Source organism: Streptomyces sp. NPDC002176, from assembly GCF_044903645.1.
Classification (GTDB): Bacteria; Actinomycetota; Actinomycetes; order Streptomycetales; family Streptomycetaceae; genus Streptomyces.
The window spans coordinates 488748-508247 of sequence record NZ_JBJDQW010000006.1 but is presented as its reverse complement, the minus strand read 5'-3'; the positions used below and the strand labels follow the sequence as shown (position 1 = coordinate 508247).

At 73.2% G+C, this 19500-nt stretch carries 14 protein-coding genes; 9 read left to right on the top strand and 5 right to left on the bottom strand.

Annotation, left to right across the window (positions count from 1 at the left end):
- Window positions 1–5: 5 nt before the first annotated feature.
- From ACI2LY_RS27960 to ACI2LY_RS27950, 3 genes are all read right to left on the bottom strand, one after another.
- Window positions 6–1502: a DUF5719 family protein gene (locus ACI2LY_RS27960; protein ID WP_404709551.1), complete on the bottom strand. Its 1497-nt coding sequence runs from the start codon at window positions 1500–1502 to the stop codon at window positions 6–8.
- Window positions 1499–5149 carry a glycosyltransferase gene (locus ACI2LY_RS27955; protein ID WP_404709550.1) on the bottom strand — a complete coding sequence of 1217 codons (3651 nt, stop codon included), beginning with the start codon at window positions 5147–5149 and terminating at the stop codon, window positions 1499–1501. The genes ACI2LY_RS27960 and ACI2LY_RS27955 overlap by 4 nt, the downstream gene beginning before the upstream one ends.
- 202 nt (window positions 5150–5351) lie before the next feature.
- Complete coding sequence (locus ACI2LY_RS27950; protein ID WP_030377564.1) at window positions 5352–5615, bottom strand: WhiB family transcriptional regulator; 264 nt, start codon at window positions 5613–5615, stop codon at window positions 5352–5354.
- A 595-nt stretch (window positions 5616–6210) separates the two neighbouring features.
- Here ACI2LY_RS27950 and ACI2LY_RS27945 point away from each other — a divergent pair.
- From ACI2LY_RS27945 to ACI2LY_RS27930, 4 genes are all read left to right on the top strand, one after another.
- Window positions 6211–6753, top strand: coding sequence for a cysteine dioxygenase (locus ACI2LY_RS27945; protein WP_404709549.1), 543 nt, complete (start codon window positions 6211–6213; stop codon window positions 6751–6753).
- Between the two features lie 45 nt (window positions 6754–6798).
- The gene (gene cofD, locus ACI2LY_RS27940; RefSeq protein WP_404709548.1) at window positions 6799–7758 is read left to right on the top strand and encodes a 2-phospho-L-lactate transferase; all 960 of its coding nucleotides are present in this window, start codon (window positions 6799–6801) and stop codon (window positions 7756–7758) included.
- Window positions 7755–9056: a coenzyme F420-0:L-glutamate ligase gene (locus tag ACI2LY_RS27935; RefSeq protein WP_404709547.1), complete on the top strand. Its 1302-nt coding sequence runs from the start codon at window positions 7755–7757 to the stop codon at window positions 9054–9056. The genes cofD and ACI2LY_RS27935 overlap by 4 nt, the downstream gene beginning before the upstream one ends.
- A 70-nt stretch (window positions 9057–9126) precedes the next feature.
- On the top strand, window positions 9127–10140 hold the full coding sequence (locus ACI2LY_RS27930) for a DNA-3-methyladenine glycosylase family protein (protein WP_404709546.1): 1014 nt from the start codon (window positions 9127–9129) through the stop codon (window positions 10138–10140).
- Between the two features lie 6 nt (window positions 10141–10146).
- Here the strand turns inward: ACI2LY_RS27930 and ACI2LY_RS27925 are convergent, their stop codons facing one another.
- On the bottom strand, window positions 10147–11229 hold the full coding sequence (locus ACI2LY_RS27925; RefSeq protein ID WP_404709545.1) for a sugar phosphate nucleotidyltransferase: 1083 nt from the start codon (window positions 11227–11229) through the stop codon (window positions 10147–10149).
- Between the two features lie 257 nt (window positions 11230–11486).
- Between ACI2LY_RS27925 and ACI2LY_RS27920 the strand changes: the two genes are divergently transcribed.
- From ACI2LY_RS27920 to ACI2LY_RS27900, 5 genes are all read left to right on the top strand, one after another.
- Window positions 11487–12242 (top strand): TIGR03089 family protein, encoded by a 756-nt coding sequence (locus tag ACI2LY_RS27920; protein ID WP_404709544.1) that lies wholly within the window; start codon window positions 11487–11489, stop codon window positions 12240–12242.
- 109 nt (window positions 12243–12351) lie between these two features.
- Window positions 12352–13524, top strand: a complete 1173-nt coding sequence (locus ACI2LY_RS27915; protein ID WP_404709543.1) for an LCP family protein — start codon at window positions 12352–12354, stop codon at window positions 13522–13524.
- Window positions 13525–13756: 232 nt separating this feature from the next.
- Window positions 13757–15505 (top strand): LCP family protein, encoded by a 1749-nt coding sequence (locus ACI2LY_RS27910; protein WP_404709542.1) that lies wholly within the window; start codon window positions 13757–13759, stop codon window positions 15503–15505.
- A 113-nt stretch (window positions 15506–15618) separates the two neighbouring features.
- The gene (locus ACI2LY_RS27905) at window positions 15619–17220 is read left to right on the top strand and encodes an LCP family protein (RefSeq protein WP_404709541.1); all 1602 of its coding nucleotides are present in this window, start codon (window positions 15619–15621) and stop codon (window positions 17218–17220) included.
- Between the two features lie 300 nt (window positions 17221–17520).
- Window positions 17521–18894, top strand: coding sequence for an LCP family protein (locus ACI2LY_RS27900; protein ID WP_404709576.1), 1374 nt, complete (start codon window positions 17521–17523; stop codon window positions 18892–18894).
- A gap of 7 nt (window positions 18895–18901) precedes the next feature.
- Here the strand turns inward: ACI2LY_RS27900 and ACI2LY_RS27895 are convergent, their stop codons facing one another.
- The gene (locus tag ACI2LY_RS27895) at window positions 18902–19450 is read right to left on the bottom strand and encodes an acyl-CoA thioesterase (protein ID WP_393913879.1); all 549 of its coding nucleotides are present in this window, start codon (window positions 19448–19450) and stop codon (window positions 18902–18904) included.
- Between the last annotated feature and the right edge of the window lie 50 nt (window positions 19451–19500).

Sequence of the window (19500 nt, the reverse complement as noted above, 5' to 3'; positions counted from 1 at the left end):
CCGTCCTACCGCTGGAGCACCGACAGGTCCTGTTCCGCCCGTGGCACCGCGACCAGGCCGCGGTCGTTCGGGAGGGTCTGGATCGTGAAGCCGGAGACACCGTCGGCCGCGCCGGTGAGGGTGCGGGCGGCGTAGACCGGGCCGCCGGAGACGGGTTCCACGGTCAGCGCGTACGTGCCCTTGCCGCCCGTGGGGGCGCTGATGTCCTGGCTGGTGCCGGACTTGATCGTGTACGTCTTCGTCGCGGGGGTCCCGCCGCCGCTGCCCGCCGAGGCGGTGACCTTGACGGTGGCGGTGCCCGTGGGGGCGGTCAGGGACAGGGTGGTGCCCTTGGCGCTGTTGTCGGCGGCGGTGGCGCGGAGGCCGACGGGGGCGGTGGCGGGGATGTACGCCGTCTCCTGCCGGGCTCCCTTGCCGCGCACCACGCGCAGGGCCGCGACCACGGGGACCGCGTCGTCGGTGGGCGTGAGGAGCAGCGAGCCCGGCTCGCCCCGGGTGACGGGGCCGAGGTCGACGGCGGTGGTCATACCCGCCTTGACGTGCACGGTCTCGTTTCCGGCCGGAGTGATGGAGCCGTCCGGGGAGGCCAGGCGGACCTTGAGGTCGGCGTCGTCGTCGCCGGGGGTGAAGGCGACCAGGCGGACGTCGGTGGCGTCCTTGGGGATGCCGGGCAGCACCAGACTGCCCGCCGGGTCGGCCGACGCGGGCAGCCAGTCGCCGCCGCCCGCGTCGTCCTGGGCCTGCACGGTGGCGCCGACCCGGCCGCCGCGCACGCCGACGTGCACGGTCAGGTCGGCCTGGGGCTCGTCGGTGAGCGTGGAGAGCAGCACCGGCTCGCTGGTGTGCGGGGGGACGGTGATGCCGTCGGCCACCGCGGACTTCAGGGCGCCGCCCTTGCCGTACAGCTGGATGTCGACGACCGCGGCCTCGTCGTCCGGGTTGGTGAGGTGGACGTAGTCGGTGCGGCCCTCGGCGGTGCTGGCGCCGGGGAACCAGAAGTCGGTGTCGGCGGGGGTGCAGGTGACGCCCTGGAGGCCGCGTCCGGTGCCCGCGGCGATCCGGGTGGTCTCCTGGACGGTCCAGCCGGGCGCGTACTTGCCGTCGGCGGTGCCGATCAGGGCGGGCGTGTCACTGCCGGAGGTGTCGCCGACGGCCGGGGTGCCCGGCGGCTTGGGGGTGAGCACCGGCTTGTCGTTCTTGCCGCCCTTTCCGCCGCCCTTGGCCCCCTTGCCGCCCGCGGCCTGCTCGGCGGCCGGTTCCAGCGCGGCCTGACCGCCGTCGCCCGCGCCCTGGGTGACGGGGGTGAACGAGGTGTACGCGGTGTCGGCGATGTCGGAGAAGCTCGGCGCCGGGCACAGCAGGCCGCTGCGCTCCACGGGCCGTTCGGTGGCACCGCCGGCCGTGCCCGCGCCGGTGGCGGCGGGCGGGTCGAACGCGGCGAACCCGGTGACGGCGGCCAGGGCGACGGTGCAGGCGATCAGGGACAGGGTGGTGCGGTTCACTGCTGGCTCCCGTCGTGGCGCTCACTGCCGTCGCCGTAGGGCGGCCGCTGGGCGGGGTCGTAGCCCTGCGGGTGGGCCGCCGGGTCGTACGGCTGCTCCTGCTGGACCCCGTACCCGTAGGGGTCGTAGGGCTGCTGGCCGTAGGGGTCGGGGTGGTACGCGCCCTGGTCGTACCCGGTGTTCTGGTACGGGGCTTGGTAGGGGTCGGCGGGGTAGGCCGCGTACTCGGGGTCGGCGTAGGTGGTGCCGGTGTCCCAGTCGGCGTAGGGCTGCTGGTGCGGGATGACCGGCTGCTCCTGCTGCCCGTACGGCGGGACTTCGGGCCCTTCTTCGGCGGCCTCCACGGCCTCTTCGGTCTGCTCGGCCTCGGCCTGTTCCTCGGCCTGGGCGCGCAGGCGGCGGGCGCGGCGGCCGTCGCCCTCCATGTCCTGGGCGGGGATCGGCTGCTCCTCGGGGAGGTCGTCGTCGATGTCGCGGCGGCGGCCGGGCAGGGCGAGGACGACGAGGAGGACGGCGAGCGCGCCCTGGGCCCACAGCCAGACGGTGTGGGTGAACGGGGCGTCATAGGTGACGTCCAGCTTGCCGCCGACCGCGGGGAGTTCGAAGCCCTGGGCCCAGCCGTCGACGGTCTTGGGGGTGAGGGGCTTGCCGTCCAGGGTGGCGGTCCAGCCGTCGGAGACGGCGTCGGCCAGGCGCAGTACGCGGCCGCCCGCGCCGGTGGGCACGGTGGTGTGGATCTCCACCGGGCCCGCGGCGACGGCCTGCGGGGTGCCGGAGCCGCCCGCGCCGATCAGGGTGGCGCGGGAGACCTGCTGGTCGACGCGCCACAGGGCGTTGCCGTTCTGCTGGCTGAGCCGGTTCAGGCCCGGCGTGGCGTCCAGGACGCGGGTGATCTGGCGGGGGGTGCCCTGGTGGACGAGGACGTAGCGGACGGCGAAGCCGCCGAGCTGGCCGGTCTGGTCGGCGCCCGAGCCCGCGACCAGGTTGGCGACGACCTTGTCCAGGCCGGTGTTGGACCCGTCGGCGGCGGCGATCTCGCCGTCGCCCATGCGGGCACCGGCGCCCCGGACCAGGGTGTAGCGCACCCGTGCGGCGGAGTCGCTGTCGAGGACCAGGGTGCGGGCCTGGTCGCGGGTACCGGCGTCCTCGGCGACGAACGCGGGCACCTGGGCGGGGTCGCGGCGTTCCAGGGGGCCGTCGGCGCCGCGGATCATCCAGCCGACGGCGGCGACCAGGGGGCCGACCGCGCAGGCCAGCGCGATCAGGGCGGCGACCGGCTGGCGCCAGCCGAAGCTCTGCTCGGCGACCCGCGCGCGTGCCCCGTCCGCGCCGAGCGCGGCGGCACCCAGCAGGGCGATGCCGTAGACCAGGGTGGCCGGTCCGGCCCAGGCGGAACGGTTGGCCAGCACCGCGAGGAGCAGCCCGGTGAGCGCGACGGCCCAGGCCGTGCGGATGCCCAACTGGCGCTCGGAGCGCAGCAGTGCGGCCAGCGCGGCGAGGACGATGCCGATGAGCAGCAGGCCGGACAGGGTGCCGGGGCCGCCGGGGCTGGTGCCGAGCAGGTCGGAGGCGGAGGCGGCCGAGGCGCCGTAGTCCAGTCCGGCCTCGGTGAAGAAGCCGGTCGGCAGCAGGGTCAGCGACCAGGGCGCGAGCACCAGCAGCGGGGTGCCGAGCTGGGCGAGGAAGCGCAGGAGATGGGCGACCGGGTCGGAGCGGCGCAGGACGAGCACGCCGATGCCGAGGACCAGCGCGGCGGGCCACACGACGGGCGTGAACGCGGTGGTGATGGTCAGCAGGAGCGCGTACGCCCAGGTGGCGCGCCAACTGCCGCGCCCGCCGGAGCGGCCCGCGAGTCCGGCGGCGGCAATGCCCGCGCGGGCGATGAGCGGGAGCAGTACGGCGAGTACGGCGGTGCCGATGCGGCCCTGGGCCAGCGCGCCGGTGGTGGCGGGCAGGAAGGCGTAGGCGATGGCCACCCAGGCGCGCAGCAGCCGGGAGCTGACGAGGGGTCGGGAGGCGAAGTAGGCGGTGAAGCCCGCGAGCGGCACCGAGCAGACCAGCAGCACGGTGACGGCGAGTCCGGTGGAGCCGAGGAAGAGCGAGGCCAGCGTCGCCACCAGGGCGAGGTAGGGCGGCGCGGAGGTGGTGCTTCCGGCGCCGACGGGCTGCCAGGCGTCGGCGAAGCGGGCCCACAGGTCGGTGGCGCCGGGCGGGACGGGCAGCAGCGCGCCGCCCGCGAGGGCACCGCCGCCCAGCAGGGCACGGCAGGCGACCAGGGAGATCAGCAGCAGGGCGAGGAAGAGCACCGGGCCGGGTTTGCGGGCGATGCGCTTGAGCCGGGCGAACTGCTCGATCTCCAGGAAGTCGGCGTCGTCGCCGCCGGGTCCGGACTCGACGGCGCTGCCGTGGCGTCCGGCGGAGGTGTCGATGTCGGAGCTGGTGGAGAAGTTGGCGGCGATCTGCTCGGCCGTGGCGCGGATGGTGGCGCCGGGCGGCGGGAACAGCTGTCGCAGTTCGTCCTTGTCGAGCTGGGAGGGGCCCCTGCCGCGGCGGGCGGCGAGGACGCGCTCGGGGCGCAGCAGGACGCCGAGCAGGCCGCGGATCTCGTCGAGGGCCTGGCCGGGCACCTTGCCGACGAGGTAGGCGAGGGTGCGCAGGAGGGTGCCGAGGACCAGCCGGAGCAGCACCCAGGGCAGCGCGGCCGTGCGGGTGTTGGCGAGCAGGGTGTGGACGGCACCGGCCTTGTCGACCTTGTGCGGGGAGGCGGTGGTGCGGCCCGCGCAGTCGACGGTGCGGCGCTCGCGGGAGGCGGCCTCCGCGTGCCGGACGACGGCGTCGGGGGCGATGAGGACGCGGTAGCCCTCGCTGTGGGCGCGCCAGCACAGGTCGACGTCGTCGCGCATCAGGGGCAGTCGGCGGTCGAATCCGCCGAGCCGCTCGAAGACGTCGCGGCGGACCAGCATGCCGGCGGTGGAGACGGAGAGCACGGTGCGGACGTGGTCGTGCTGGCCCTGGTCCTGCTCGCGGCGGTCCAGACCGGTCCAGCGGCGGCCGGAGTTGGCGATGGAGACGCCGACCTCCAGCAGTTGCCTGCGGTCGTACCAGCCGCGGAGCTTGGGGCCTACCACGGCCACGTCGTCCCGGCCGAGTTCGATCTCGGTCTCGACGACCCTCAGCAGCTGGGCGAGGGCGTCGGGTTCGGGGGCGCAGTCGTCGTGCAGCAGCCAGAGCCACTGGACGGGCTCGCCGTACGGCAGTTCGGGCAGGTCGTAGGCGTCGTCGCGCCAGGTGCGGGTGGCGGGGTCCCAGCTGTTCGGACGCCGGAGGTAGGGCAGGTCGTCCGGGGTGAGGACGGGGGCGAGGCGGGTGGCCTCGTCGACGGCCTGGCCGAAGCCGGTGCGCCGGGCCAGGTGGACGACGGCCTCGTCCCCCAGGGTCTCGGTGACCAGTTGGGCGGAGTCGTCCGCGCTGCCGGTGTCGGCCGCCACCGCGTACTGCACGGGGCGCTCCTGACTCAGCAGCCCGGCGAGCGCGTCGGGCAGCCAGCGGGCGCCGTCATGGGTGACGAGGACGGCCGTCACCACATGGCGCGGGAACTCAGGGGTGGCAGCGTCGTGTTGGGCTGCCGTATGGCTGTGCACGGACATCGAGGTACGGGCCCCGGTTCGATGGACTGCGGTGGACGCCTCGGCCCGTCAAGGACAGCGGGGCGTCTCGGACGAGCGCCCACACTATCGGTCGGTCATGACGACGGCCCGCCGCCTGTGGACAACCCACGTGCGACGGGCCGTTCGCCCCGTATGTGCGTGTGCGCGGCGACCGTTCGCCGACCGGCCGCGCGTGCGCCGGTCAGACCGCGGCCTTCTTCAGGCGGCGGCGTTCCCGCTCGGACAGGCCGCCCCAGATGCCGAAGCGTTCGTCGTTGGCGAGGGCGTACTCGAGGCACTCGGAGCGGACCTCGCAGGCGAGGCAGACCTTCTTCGCCTCTCTCGTGGAGCCGCCCTTCTCGGGGAAGAAGGACTCGGGGTCGGTCTGGGCGCACAGCGCGCGCTCCTGCCAGCCGAGTTCCTCGTCCGCGTCGTCGACCAGCAGTTGCTCCACCAGCTCGGTCATGTGCGCCCCTCGTCCGTCTTTCGCGTCCCCGTGCCTGGCCGACCCGGCCGAACGACACGAGTGAAATTACAAGTGTGCGGCTCCGAGCGAGTCAAGCCGAGATCTGCTATTGGGCCCGTTATTCACTCTGCGGAACCAAGGCCCTGCGTTTAGTGTTCAAATCGGGATAAACCTAGACGCAGGGCTGAGGGCACCGAGGGGCGCCGCCCGGATGTGCGCCATGTGTCCCGGGTACGGGGTGCACAAACCTTTCACCTCGCAGATGCACCGGATGAGGTGAAGCACGTCGCTCGATCCGGGCCCCGAGTTGACACCGCAGGTGTGAACCGCTGTCCTAGGGGGCATGCTCGCCGACTTCGCACCCACGACGACCCGCATCGCCGGGTCCCTCGGTGCTGTCGGCACGCGTTTCAGCTGTTGTTGCTGTCCCTGCTGTTGAGCCGACCCGCGCTCCAGCCGACCCCGGGCCCACTCCGGCCCGCGTGTCCCGCCGTTCCCGCACCCCCTCGGGGACATCCGCCCGTAGGCCCGTGATCCGGGCCGGGGCCCAGCGACACCCAGCCACCGCCTCTGAGCCGAGGAACCCCACACCCCCATGAACAGCGACAACGACCTTCAGATCGCCGGTGACCTCCTCGAAGTCCCCCACCTGCTGCAGCCGCCCCGCGAGCACCCGGTGACCGTCGCCGAGTTCGCCGGACTGGCCCGCGCGGTCGCCGCCGACCGCGACGCGTGGGCCCACCTGGTCCGCTACGACGCCACCACCCGCTGGTACCACCGGCTGCGCACCGGCCCCGGCTACGAGGTGTGGCTGCTGTCCTGGGTGCCCGGCCAGGGCAGCGGACCGCACGACCACGGCCCCTCCTCCGGCATCCTCACCGTGCTGGAGGGCACCCTGACCGAGCGCACCGACCGGGGCACCCGCACCCTCACCGCCGGAGCCCAGCGGGTCTTCGCGCCCGGCTATGTGCACGACGTGGTCAACGACGCGCTGGAGCCCGCGGTCAGCCTGCACGTCTATTACCCCGGCCTCACCTCGATGCCCATGCTCCCCCAGTCTCAACTGCGTTCGACCGGGGGGACCCCCATCTCCCCGCACTGCGAGGCGCGCACGGAGCCGAGCCCGGCCGCGGTGTGATCACCGGCCGCACTGCCTGTCGGTGGCTGCTGACACACTGATCCCATGCGCATTGTGGTTCTGGCAGGCGGCATCGGCGGTGCCCGTTTCCTGCGCGGTCTGAAGCAGGCCGCCCCGGACGCGGACATCACGGTCATCGGCAACACCGGCGACGACATCCATCTCTTCGGGCTGAAGGTCTGTCCGGACCTCGACACCGTGATGTACACGCTCGGCGGCGGCATCAACGAGGAGCAGGGCTGGGGGCGGCAGGACGAGACCTTCCACCTCAAGGAGGAGCTCGCGGCCTACGGCGCCGGTCCGGGCTGGTTCGGGCTCGGCGACCGGGACTTCGCCACCCACATCGTGCGGACCCAGATGCTGGGCGCCGGGTATCCGCTGAGCGCGGTCACCGAGGCGCTGTGCGACCGCTGGAAGCCGGGCGTGAAGCTGATCCCGATGACCGACGACCGGGTGGAGACCCACGTCGCCGTCGACCTGGACGGCGAGCGCAAGGCGGTCCACTTCCAGGAGTACTGGGTGCGGCTGCGCGCCTCCGTGCCCGCCGAGGCGGTCGTGCCGGTCGGCGCCGAGCAGGCCAAGCCCGCGCCCGGTGTGCTGGAGGCCATCGCGGCGGCGGACGTCATCCTCTTCCCGCCGTCCAACCCGGTGGTGTCCGTGGGCACGATCCTCGCGGTGCCCGGCATCCGGGAGGCCATCGCCGACGCGGGCGTCCCGGTCGTCGGCCTCTCCCCCATCGTCGGTGACGCGCCGGTGCGCGGGATGGCCGACAAGGTGCTCGCCGCCGTCGGCGTGGAGTCCACCGCCGCCGCGGTCGCCGCGCACTACGGCTCGGGGCTGCTGGACGGCTGGCTCGTCGACACCGTGGACGCCGGTTCCGTCGACACGGTGGAGGCGGCCGGTATCCGCTGCCGTGCCGTGCCGCTGATGATGAGCGACCTGGACGCGACCGCCGCCATGGCACGCGAGGCGCTGAAGCTGGCCGAGGAGGTGGGGACCGCGTGAGCGGTTACCGGGTCTGGGCACCCTCCGGCCTGCCCGAGGTGGCGCCGGGCGACGACCTGGCCAAGCTGATCGCCTCGGCCGAGCCGGGTCTCGCCGACGGGGACGTGCTGCTCGTCACCTCCAAGATCGTGTCCAAGGCCGAGGGGCGGATCGTCCGGGCCGCCGACCGGGAGGCCGCGATCGACGCGGAGACGGTGCGCGTGGTGGCCCGGCGCGGTCCGCTGCGCATCGTGGAGAACCGGCAGGGCCTGGTCATGGCCGCCGCCGGGGTCGACGCGTCCAACACCGCCGAGGGCACCGTGCTCCTGCTGCCCGAGGACCCGGACGCCTCCGCGCGCGCGATCCGCGCGGGCCTGCGGGAGGCGCTCGGCGTCACCGTGGGCGTGATCGTCACCGACACCTTCGGCCGCCCCTGGCGCGCCGGGCTCACCGACGTGGCGATCGGCGCGGCCGGGGTCGAGGTCCTGGACGACCTGCGCGGCGGCACCGACGCGCACGGCAACCCGCTCTCCGCCACCGTCGTCGCCACCGCCGACGAACTCGCCTCGGCGGGCGATCTGATCAAGGGCAAGGCGTCGGGCCTGCCGGTGGCGGTCGTCCGCGGCCTGCCCCACGTGGTCACCGAGGCGGCCGAGCAGGGCGACGGTGCGCGGGCGCTGGTGCGCTCCGCGCGGGACGACATGTTCCGGCTCGGCACCTCCGAGGCGGTACGGGAGGCACTGAGCCTGCGCCGTACCGTGCGGGCCTTCACCGACGAGCCGGTCGACCCCGGCTCGGTGCGCCGCGCGGTGGCCGCCGCCGTGACCGCGCCCGCCCCGCACCACACCACGCCGTGGCGGTTCGTGCTGCTGGAGTCGGCCGAGTCCCGGCTGAGCCTCCTCGACGCGATGCGGGACGCCTGGATCGCCGACCTGCGCCGGGACGGCAAGAGCGAGGAGTCCATCGCCAAGCGGGTCCGGCGCGGTGACGTACTGCGCGACGCGCCCTACCTCGCCGTGCCCTGCCTCGTCATGGACGGCTCGCACACCTACGGCGACGCGCGGCGGGACGCGGCCGAGCGGGAGATGTTCGTGGTGGCCACGGGCGCGGGGGTGCAGAACTTCCTGGTCGCGCTGGCCGGGGAGCGGCTGGGCTCGGCCTGGGTGTCCTCGACGATGTTCTGCCGTGACGTGGTCCGCGAGGTGCTGGACCTGCCCGCTTACTGGGACCCGATGGGCGCGGTGGCGATCGGTCACCCGGCCCAGGAACCCCCGGCCCGCCCGGCGCGGGAGGCGGGGGCGTTCATCGAGGTGCGCTGAAAGGCCGGGGCGAAAGGCCCTAGTCTCGTAGGGCACCCCCGCCCCATCCGCACCCCTAGGACCTCTCCCCGTGGCAGGACGTTTCGCCCCCCGGCCCCCGTCGCACGCGACCGTGCGCGACGGCCGGGTTCCGGCGCCCGTGGTGCCCCGGCAGGCGGGCGGCCCCCGGACGCGGACCTGGGTGCCGGAGGGGCCGTACGACCTCGGGCTGGTGCTGGGCCCGCTGCGGCGCGGCGGCGGTGACCCGACGTTCCGCGCGACGCGCGACGGCTCGGTGTGGCGGGCCACCCGTACGCCCGCCGGGCCGGGCACGCTGCGGGTGTACGCGTGTGGCGGCGAGGTGCGCGGTGAGGCGTGGGGGCCCGGCGCCGACTGGCTGCTGGAGGGGCTGCCCGAGCTGCTGGGCGCCGCCGACGACCCCGATGTCTTCGAGCCCCGGCACCGGCTGGTCGCCCTCGCCAGGCACCGGCGTCCCGGACTGCGGCTGACCCGGACCGGGCTGGTGCTGGAGTCGCTGATCCCGTCGGTGCTGGAGCAGAAGGTCACCGCCGACGAGGCGTACCGGGCGTGGCGGCGGCTGGTGAGCTGGTTCGGGGAGCCCGCGCCGGGCCCGGCCGGTACGGGTGAGCGCCCGATGTGGGTGATGCCCGCGCCCCGGACCTGGGCGCTGATCCCGTCCTGGGAGTGGCACCGGGCGGGCGTGGACGACAAGCGTGCCTCCACCATCCTGCGGGCCGTCCGGCTGGCCGCGCGGCTGGAGCAGACCGTGGGGATGCCCCCGGCCGAGGCGCGGGCCCGCCTTGAGGTCGTCCCAGGTGTCGGACCGTGGACCTCGGCCGAGGTGGTGCAGCGCAGCCATGGCGCGCCGGACGCGGTGACCACGGGCGATCTGCACCTGCCCCGCATCATCGGCTGGGCGCTGGCCGGGAACCGGGACGCGGACGACGCGGAGATGCTCCGGCTGCTGGAGCCGTACGCCCCCGGGGGCCAGCGGCACCGGGCCGCCCGCTACGTCCTGCTCAGCGGCAATACCCCGGCCCGCAGGCACCCGAAGATGCGGAAGACGGACATCGGTCGCTGGTGAGCCGCGTCACTGGTCGGAGGAGAACCTGACCGCCCCGGCCGGGATGCGCGCGTCGCACCACACCCGGACTCCGTCCCGCAGCTCGTTGTCGGCTCCCACCACCGCGCCGTCGCCGATGACCGCTCCCGTGAGGACGGACCGTTCGCCGACGCGGGCCCGGCTGCCGATGAGGGAGTCGGTGACGACCGCGCCGGGCTCGATGACCGCGCCCGGCAGGATCGTGGACCCGCACACCCGCGCCCCCTCGGCGACGAACGCGCCCTCGCCCACCACCGTGCCCCCGGTCAGCTTGGCGTCCGGCGCGACCCTGGCCGTGGGCAGGATCAGCCGGTCCCCGCGTCGGCCGGGCACGGCGGGTGAGGGTGCGCGGCCCATGACGAGGTCGGCGGAGCCCCGGACGAAGGCGGCCGGGGTGCCGAGGTCGAGCCAGTAGGTGGAGTCGACCATGCCCTGGAGGTGGGCCCCGGCGGCCAGCAGGCCGGGGAAGGTCTCGCGCTCCACGGAGACCGGGCGCCCGGCGGGGATGGTGTCGATGACGGAGCGGCGGAACACGTAGGCGCCCGCGTTGATCTGGTCGGTGACGATCTCCTCGGGCGTCTGCGGCTTCTCCAGGAAGGCCAGGACGCGCCCGGTGTCGTCGGTGGGGACCAGCCCGTACGCGCGGGGGTCGGCCACCTTGGTCAGGTGCAGGGACACATCGGCGCCGGTGGACTCGTGGGTGTCGACCAGGGCCCGGATGTCGAGGCCGGTGAGGATGTCGCCGTTGAAGATCAGGACGGGCTCGTCCGGGCCGGAGCGGAGCCGTGCGGCCACGTTGCGGATGGCGCCGCCGGTGCCCAGCGGCTCGGTCTCGGTGACGTACTCCAGGTGCAGGCCGAGGGCGGAGCCGTCGCCGAAGTGGGGTTCGAAGACCTCGGCGAGATAGCTGGTGGCGAGGACGACGTGGTCGACGCCCGCCGCTCTCGCTCTCGCCAGCTGATGCGTGAGGAACGGCACCCCGGCCGCCGGGACCATGGGCTTGGGCGTGTGCACCGTGAGCGGCCGCAGCCGCGTGCCCTTGCCGCCGACCAGGAGGATCGCTTCTGTCACCTGTCGTCTCCGCTTCCTGCCGGGACCGGCGGAACGTGTCGTTTCGGCCGGTCAGTGTATGCGTGCGGTGCGACAGCGCCTCTCATGGCCGCGCGATGTCCCGGAGATCGGCGTACGTCGTCCCCCGGCCGTACGCGTCCGCCCAGGCGGTGCCGCCCGCCAGGAGGCTGCCACCGCCGGACCCCGCTCATGTACGGGCCGGGGCGGCCGTTCTGAGCGTCCGTCGGGCGCGGCTTCGCCCGCGTACCCTTGCGCGGGTGAACGCCACCGATCGCACCCCAGCCGACCTGCTGCGTTCCGCGCTCGCCGCGGACGCCGGACGCCCCCTGGTGACCTTCTACGACGACGCCACGGGCGAACGCGTGGAGTTGTCCGTCGCCACCTTCGCCAACTGGGTGGCCAAGACCGCCAATCTGCTCCAGGGCGAGCTGTCCGTGGCCCCCGGCGACCGGGTCGCGCTGCTGCTGCCCGCGCACTGGCAGACGGCCGTGTGGCTGCTGGCGTGCTCGTCGGTGGGCGCGGTCGCCGACGTGTCCGGGAATCCGGCCGCGGCGGACGTGGTGGTGAGCGGGCCGGACACCTTGGACGAGGCGCGGGCCTGCCGGGGCGAGCGGGTCGCGCTGGCGCTGCGCCCGCTGGGCGGGCGGTTCCCGCAGGTGCCGGAGGGGTTCATGGACTACGCCGCCGAGGTGCCGGGGCAGGGCGACCAGTTCGCCCCCTTCGCGCCGGTGGACCCGGAGGAGCCCGCGCTGATCGTGGCCGGGGCCGAGTTCAGCGCGGCCGAGGTGGTGGAGCGGGCGCTCGCCGACGCGCCCGACCTCGACCTGACCGGGCCGGGCTCCCGGCTGCTGTCGGGGCTGCCCTACGACACCTGGGCCGGGCTGAGCGCGGGGCTGTACGCGCCGCTCGCCGCCGGGGGCTCCGTGGTGCTGTGCCGCAACCTCGACAAGCTGTCCGCCGACGCGCTGGCGCAGCGCATCGACACCGAGCGGGTGACCGCCTCCCGGCACTGAGGCCACCACCCGTTAGGCCCAGCAAAGGGCGGCCCCGGGCCGTCCGCGCCGCCATGGTCGTAGGAGAGCAGGACGTGACGTCCGGACGACCGCGAGGGGTGGTGCCGCCGTGCCCGAGAGCGCGGACGACTCCGCCGTGCCCGGCGCCTCGGCCACCGGGGACGGCCTCGCACGGCGGCGCCGGAGGCGGTGGCTGACGGGCGGCGCGCTCGGCGCGGCCGTGCTGCTCCTGGCGGCGGGCGGGGTCGGCTGGGCGCTGTACTCCCGGCTCAGCGACAACATCACCCCCGACGAGGCGGCCGCGCGCGAGCTGGCCCGCTACGACGAGGAACGGCCCACCGCGCTGGTGTCGGGCGCCCAGAACATCCTGCTGATCGGCACCGACACCCGGGCCGGGAGCGGCAACGAGAAGTACGGGCGGGACTCGGGCACCGAGCGCTCGGACACCACGATCCTGCTCCACCTGGCGGCCGACCGGCGCAGCGCCACCGCCGTCTCGCTCCCCCGCGACCTGATGGTGCGCGTCCCGGCCTGCCCACGCACCGGCGGCGGGCAGGCCGCGCCGTCGTTCGCCATGTTCAACACCGCCTTCCAGATCGGCGGTTCGGCCTGCACGATCCGGACCGTCGAGGAGCTGACCGGCATCCGGGTCGACCATCACATGGTCGTCGACTTCAGCGGGTTCAAGCAGCTGGTGGACGCCGTCGACGGGGTGCGGGTCTGCCTGCGCGAGCCGATCGACGACAAGGCGGCCAAGCTGAAGCTGCCCGCCGGCCGGGTCACGCTGAACGGCGAGCAGGCGCTCGGCTACGTACGCGCCCGCAAGACGCTCGGGGACGGCAGCGACACCGAACGGATGGACCGCCAGCAGCGGTTCCTCGGCGCGCTGGTCGAGAAGGTGCGCGGCGACGACGTACTGCTGAACCCGGTGAAGCTGTATCCGGTGCTGGACGCGGCGACCTCCGCCCTCACCACCGACCCCGAACTGGCCAGTCTGCGCGGCTTGTACCGGTTGGTCCGGGGGCTGCGCGACATCCCCACCGAACATGTGCAGTTCCTCACGGCACCACGCGAGGCGTACGTCTACGACTCCGACCGTGACCAACTGGTGCAGCCGGAGGCCGGGGAGCTGTTCGCCCGGTTGCGCGCGGACCGGCCCGTCGAGGTGGCGGACACTTCGCCGGAAAACGGTGGCAAATCCCCCGACGACAACGCGGGAAAGCTTCCCTCGGCGACCCCCACGTTCCGGGGCAGCACCGCCGCCGCGCACACGTGTGAGTAATCCTCACACCAAATCGACGAACTTTTGTTCAGGGGAATGAGCGGGATTGCCCAGTTCTAGGAACGTGGAATTCGTCACCGACGTCGCTCGACCCTGAACAGGGCGGATAGTGTGAGCGATCCGGTGCCCCGACCCGTCAGGCTTGCCCTGCGGCCGCGCACCGTTTCACCGAGACCCGAGCGCCTACGAGGGGGAAGGCGCCGCGTGGCCCCGACGGAGGATTCGGACAACCGTGGACGCGCAAAGCCGTGGGCGGGCGGAGAACATCGACCCCGCAGACCAGTGGGTACTCAATCCGAACACCGGCGAATACGAACTGCGACTGAGTAATTCCGCACCGCAGTCACCGGTTCCCTCGCCGCGGGCTTCCCGGCGGGGTCGTCCCGCCGGTCCCGAGGCCGAGCAAGGCCGGGGCGGCGCGCCGGTGCGGGAGACGCCGGAGCGCGGCGCCGAGGTGCCGCAGCCGCGCCGCCGCAGGGGGGCCGAGCCGGAGCCGCCGCCGGGACGGCGCAACCGGCGCCCGGTGAAGAAGAAGTCGAAGGCCAAGAAGATCGTGGCGTGGACCGGCGGCGGCATGGCGCTGGTGCTGGTCGCCGCGGGCTCGGCGGGCTACCTCTATCTCAAGCACCTGGAAGGCAACGTCTCCGCGACCGATGTCGGCAGCGCGGCGAAGCAGGGCTTCAGCAAGGACGACGCATTCAACATCCTGATCATCGGCACCGACAAGCGCACCGGCAAGGGCAACGACCACTACGGCGACAAGAACAGCGTCGGCCACGCGGACACCAACATCCTGCTGCACGTCGCCAAGGACCGGACGAACGCGACGGCGCTGAGCATCCCCCGCGACATGGTCGTGGACGTGCCGGACTGCGAGACCAACCAGCCCGACGGCAGCAAGAAGGTCATCCCCGGCTCCAGCGGGGTCCGCTTCAACGAGAGCCTCGGCCAGGAAGGCCGGGACGCGGGCTGCACCATGCGCACGGTGAAGGCGGTCACGGGCATCACGCCGGACCACTTCATGATGGTCGACTTCAACGCGGTCAAGACGCTGACCTCGGCGGTCGGCGGCGTGAAGGTGTGCCTGAAGCACGCGGTGCAGGACAAGGACTCCCACCTGGACCTGCCTGAGGGCGAGTCCAGGATCGAGGGCGAGCAGGCGCTCGCGTTCGTCCGTACCCGGCACGCCTGGGGCAACGCGGGCGACCTTGACCGGATCAAGGTGCAGCAGCAGTTCATGGGTTCGCTGATGCGGGACATGTCCTCCAGCGACACCCTCACCAACCCTGCCAAGCTGCTGGACCTGGCCGAGGCCGCGACCAAGGCGCTGACGGTCGACCAGGGCATCAAGACCGTGGGCACGCTCAAGGACATAGCCCTGGAGATGAAGAAGGTCCCGCCGAAGAACATCACCTTCATGACGGTGCCGGTGAAGGACAACCCGGCTGACGGCGTGATCCACAAGACCGTGATCGTCAACCCGGACGTGGCACCGGCCATCTTCGACGCCATCAACGGCGATGTCTCCTTCACCGACGTGAAGAAGAAGGAGAAGGCGGCCAAGGACGCCCTGGCCGCCCGGCTGCAGGGCACCAGGTCGGCGCCGTCCGACGTGCGGGTGCGCATCATGAACGGCGGCGCGGCGGGCGGCAGCGCTCAGGCGGCCCTGAACTGGATGCAGACCGAGAAGGGCATCCTCAAGTCGGAGAACGCGGGCAACGCCCCGGCGGAGGTGGGCAAGACGACGCTGGAGTACGCGCCCGACCAGGCACCGCAGGCACGCGAACTGGCCGCCCTCATGGGCCTGCCCGGCGCGGCGCTGAAGCCGGGCAAGAGCGTCACCAACGCCCAGGGTCTGCCCACCATGTCGCTGACGCTGGGCAAGGACTTCAAGGGCGCGGGCGTCTCGCTCACCGCACCGGCCAAGGCGCCCGAAGTGACCGACAAGTCCACGGCCGACAAGGTCGAGTGCGCCTCGTAAGTAACCCATCGGGCCCGTCGTGCGTCTAACCCGGCGCGGGACGGGCCCGTTTGCTGCGTGTGTGGTGGAAGGACGGGGAGTTGTCGCAAAGTCGGGTACGGGGGAGGGGTTCGGTGGCGCAGGACACCAGGGAACGCGCACCGAGGGCCGACGGCCCGCGCGACAAAGGCCCGGGGCGGGGCGGTCGGCGGCGGGACGGGAAGGGGGCGGGGCGACCGGGCGGACGGCGCGCGCTGCGCTGGTCGGCGAGTGTGCTGGCGCTGCTGATACTCGGGACGGCCGGCGCCGGTTACCTGTACTACCAGCATCTCAACGGCAACATCCAGGCGGGCGCGCGCAGCGGCAGCGACGACTCCAGGGCACAGCGTGCCCGGCCCAACGCCGACGGCCAGACCCCGCTGAACATCCTGCTGATCGGCTCCGACAGCCGGGCCTCCGCGGCCAACGTCAAGCTGGGCGGCAGCAAGGACAACCGCAACAACCCGCCCCTCGGTGACGTACAGATGCTGATCCACGTCTCCGCGGACCGGCAGAGCGCCGCCATGGTGAGCATCCCCCGCGACACCCGCGTGGACATCCCCCGGTGCAAGGACGCCAAGACCGGAAAGGTCTACCCGGCGACCAACGACATCATCAACACCACGCTGGCCCGGGGCGGCGCGGGCTGCACCCTGGCGACCTGGGAGAACCTCACCGGGGTCTACATCGACCACTGGATGACGATCGACTTCGCCGGTGTGGTGCGGATGGCCGACGCCATCGGCGGTGTCGAGGTCTGCGTCAACCAGAACGTCTGGGACCGCTCCACCGCCGCCCAGCGCGGCGGCTCCGGGCTGAAGCTGAAGGCGGGCCGGACCAAGGTCCAGCACGAGCAGGCCCTCCAGTGGCTGCGCACCCGGCACGCCTGGGGCAGCGACGTGATGCGCGCCCGCGCCCAGCACATGTACCTGAACTCGATGATCCGCACGCTCAAGGGCCAGAACGTCTTCACCGACAGCGGTCGGCTGATGGACCTGGCGGAGGCGGCCACCAAGTCCCTGACGGTGTCCGACGAGATCGGCAGCGTCAAGAAGCTCTACGACCTCGGCATGGAGCTGAAGGCGGTGCCGACCAACCGCATCACCTCGGTGACCATGCCCAACATCGAGGACCCGCAGAACAACTCGCACGTGCTGCCCGCGCAGGGCAGCGCCGACAAGCTGTGGCAGATGCTCCGCGAGGACGTGCCGCTGGACAAGAACGGCAAGCCCGCGCAGAAGACCGTCGCGGACGCCGAGCCCGTCAAGGCGGCGTCGGCCGCCCCCGACCGGCTCGGGGTGCAGGTGCAGAACGGAACCCGGAGCAGCACGCTGGCCCCGGTCAGCGGCCGCGCCCGCGCGGTGGCGAGCGCCCTGGGGGCCAAGGGGTACGCCCAGGCCCAGGCGGACACCTCGGCGGCGCCGTCGGCCGACGAGACGGTGGTGCGCTACCCGAGCGCCGACATGGAGGGCGACGCCCAGGCCGTGGCCAAGGCGCTGGGCATCCCGGCGAAGCAGGTGGAGCGGTCCACCGACGTCTCCGGCGTGACCGTCGTGGTCGGCACGGACTGGCGGACCGGCGACACCTACCCGAAGAAGGCCGCCCCGAAGGCCGGTGACCTGCCCGACGGTACGGACGCCATCAACGGCTCGGACCAGAAGTCCTGCATGGACGTGTACAAGCCGTACCAGTGGTAGGCAGCACCGGCGTTAGGCGGTAAGGGAAAGGGCCCGTCACGGCATGGGGCGCTGACGTTACCGCGAACGGGGGACACCGGTGCGCGCCGCCGCGACCGCGACGTGGGCTGGAGATCGTATCGACCTACGGTGATCACATTCCCACGTACGGCCGCAGCCCGGAGGTGTCCCTTGCCCAGACCGCCCCGGCCCCCCTCCCCCTCCGCCCGGGGTGCGGGGGGCGCTCCCCCGCGCAGGCCGCGCCCCGCAGGCAAGGTGCGCCGGGCTCCGCTCGCCCGCAGGCGGCGGCCGCGCTGGCCGGTGCGGGCGGTGACCGCGCTGTCGGTGACGGTGCTCGCCTCCGCCGGGATCGGGCACGCGGTCGTCACCGGCCTGGACTCGGGGATCGCCCGCGTCGACGCCTTCAAGGACATGAAGAACCGGCCCCGCGCGGGCCACGGCATGAACGTGCTGCTGGTCGGCACCGACGGCCGGGACAAGATCACCGAGGCGGAGCGGCGCGCGTACCGGCTGGGCGGCGCGCCCTGCCACTGCACCGACACGATGATGATCGTGCACATCTCGGCGGACCGGGAGCGGGCCAGCGTGGTGAGCCTGCCGCGCGACTCGTACGCGGAGGTGCCCGAGCACGTCGACCAGACCACCGGTGAGCGGCACCACGCGCACCCGATGAAGCTGAACGCGGCGTACGCCGAGGGCGGGCCGCAGCTCACGGTGCGCACGGTGGAGGCGATGACCCATGTGAAGGTCGACCACTATCTGGAGGTCGACTTCACCAGCTTCATGAAGACGGTGGACGTCCTCGGCGGGGTGAAGATCTGCACCCCGAGCCCGCTCAAGGACTCCTACACCGGGCTGGACCTCGCGCCCGGCCCGCACACCCTGGGCGGCGGCCAGGCGCTCCAGTACGTCCGCGCCCGGCATGTGGACGGGGCGAGCGACCTGGGCCGGATGCAGCGCCAGCAGCGGTTCATGGCCGCGCTGATCGAGCGGGCCACGTCCTCGGGGGTGCTGTTCAACCCGATGCGGTTCCGGGACGTGACGCGGGCGGTGCTCGGCTCGGTGCGGGCGGACAACGGCTTCGGCACCGACGAGCTGCTCGACCTCGGCCGGGCCATGCGGAACTTCTCGCCCTCGTCCTCGGAGTTCACCACCGTGCCCATCGGGCAGATGGGGTTCGCCGTGAAGGGCATCGGCTCGACCCTGAAGTGGGACCCGGTCAAGTCCGAGCAACTCTTCAAGAACCTGCGCGACGACAAGCCGCTCGCCACGCACCCGGTGCGGAAGGCCCCGGCGGCGACGACCGTCGAGGTCGACCCGCACGCGGTCCGGGTCCGGGTGGAGAACGCCACCGGCACGGCGGGACTCGGCCGGAAGGTGGACGCGGCACTCGCCGCGACCGGCTTCGCCACCACCCACCGCCCGGTGACCGCCGCGCATCCCCTCGCCCGCACGGTGATCTCCTACGACCCCCGCTGGGACCGCTCCGCCCGCTCCCTGGCCACGGCTCTCCCCGGCAGCGAACTCCACCCGGTCCCCCGCCTCGGCCCGGTCCTCCGCGTCACGGCGGGCACCGACTGGAAGTCCGTCCACCCGGTCAAGGCTCCGCAGATCGCCGCCCCGGACGCCCCGGTGGTCCGGGGCGACGAGGTGGTGTGCTCGGGCGAGGCGTGACGAGGGCCTAGTCGGTGATGCCCTCCGCCGCGCGGCGTTCGCGCAGCTCGCGGATGGCGCGCCTGCGGGCCAGGCGGTGGGTGCGGCGGATCTGGGCCTCCTGGTGGCGGCGGCGGTCGCGTTCGGTCTCCGGGATCACCGGGGGGACCTGGCGCGGCTTGCCGTCGGCGTCCACGCCGGTGAAGACGAGGTAGGCGGAGCCGACCTGGGTGGCGGGCGCGGACTCGTTCCAGCGCTCGGCCAGGACCCGCACGCCGATCTCCATGGAGGTGCGGCCGGTCCAGTTCACCTGAGCCTTGACGTGGACCAGATCGCCCACGCGCACCGGCTCCAGGAAGACCATCTCGTCCATGGACGCGGTGACGGCGGGCCCCCCGGAGTGGCGGCCCGCCACGGCGCCCGCGGCGTCGTCGACGAGCTTCATGATCACACCACCGTGCACCGACCCCAGGAGGTTGGTGTCGTTGTGGGTCATGATGTGGCTGAGGGTGGTGCGGGAAGCGGAAGTGGGCTTGCCCGGAATCTCCGGAGAAGCGGGCGGCGCCTGGTCTGTCATGTCCCCCACCCTATGCTGAAGCCGCTTTCGCGGAATTTATGTCGGGTTCG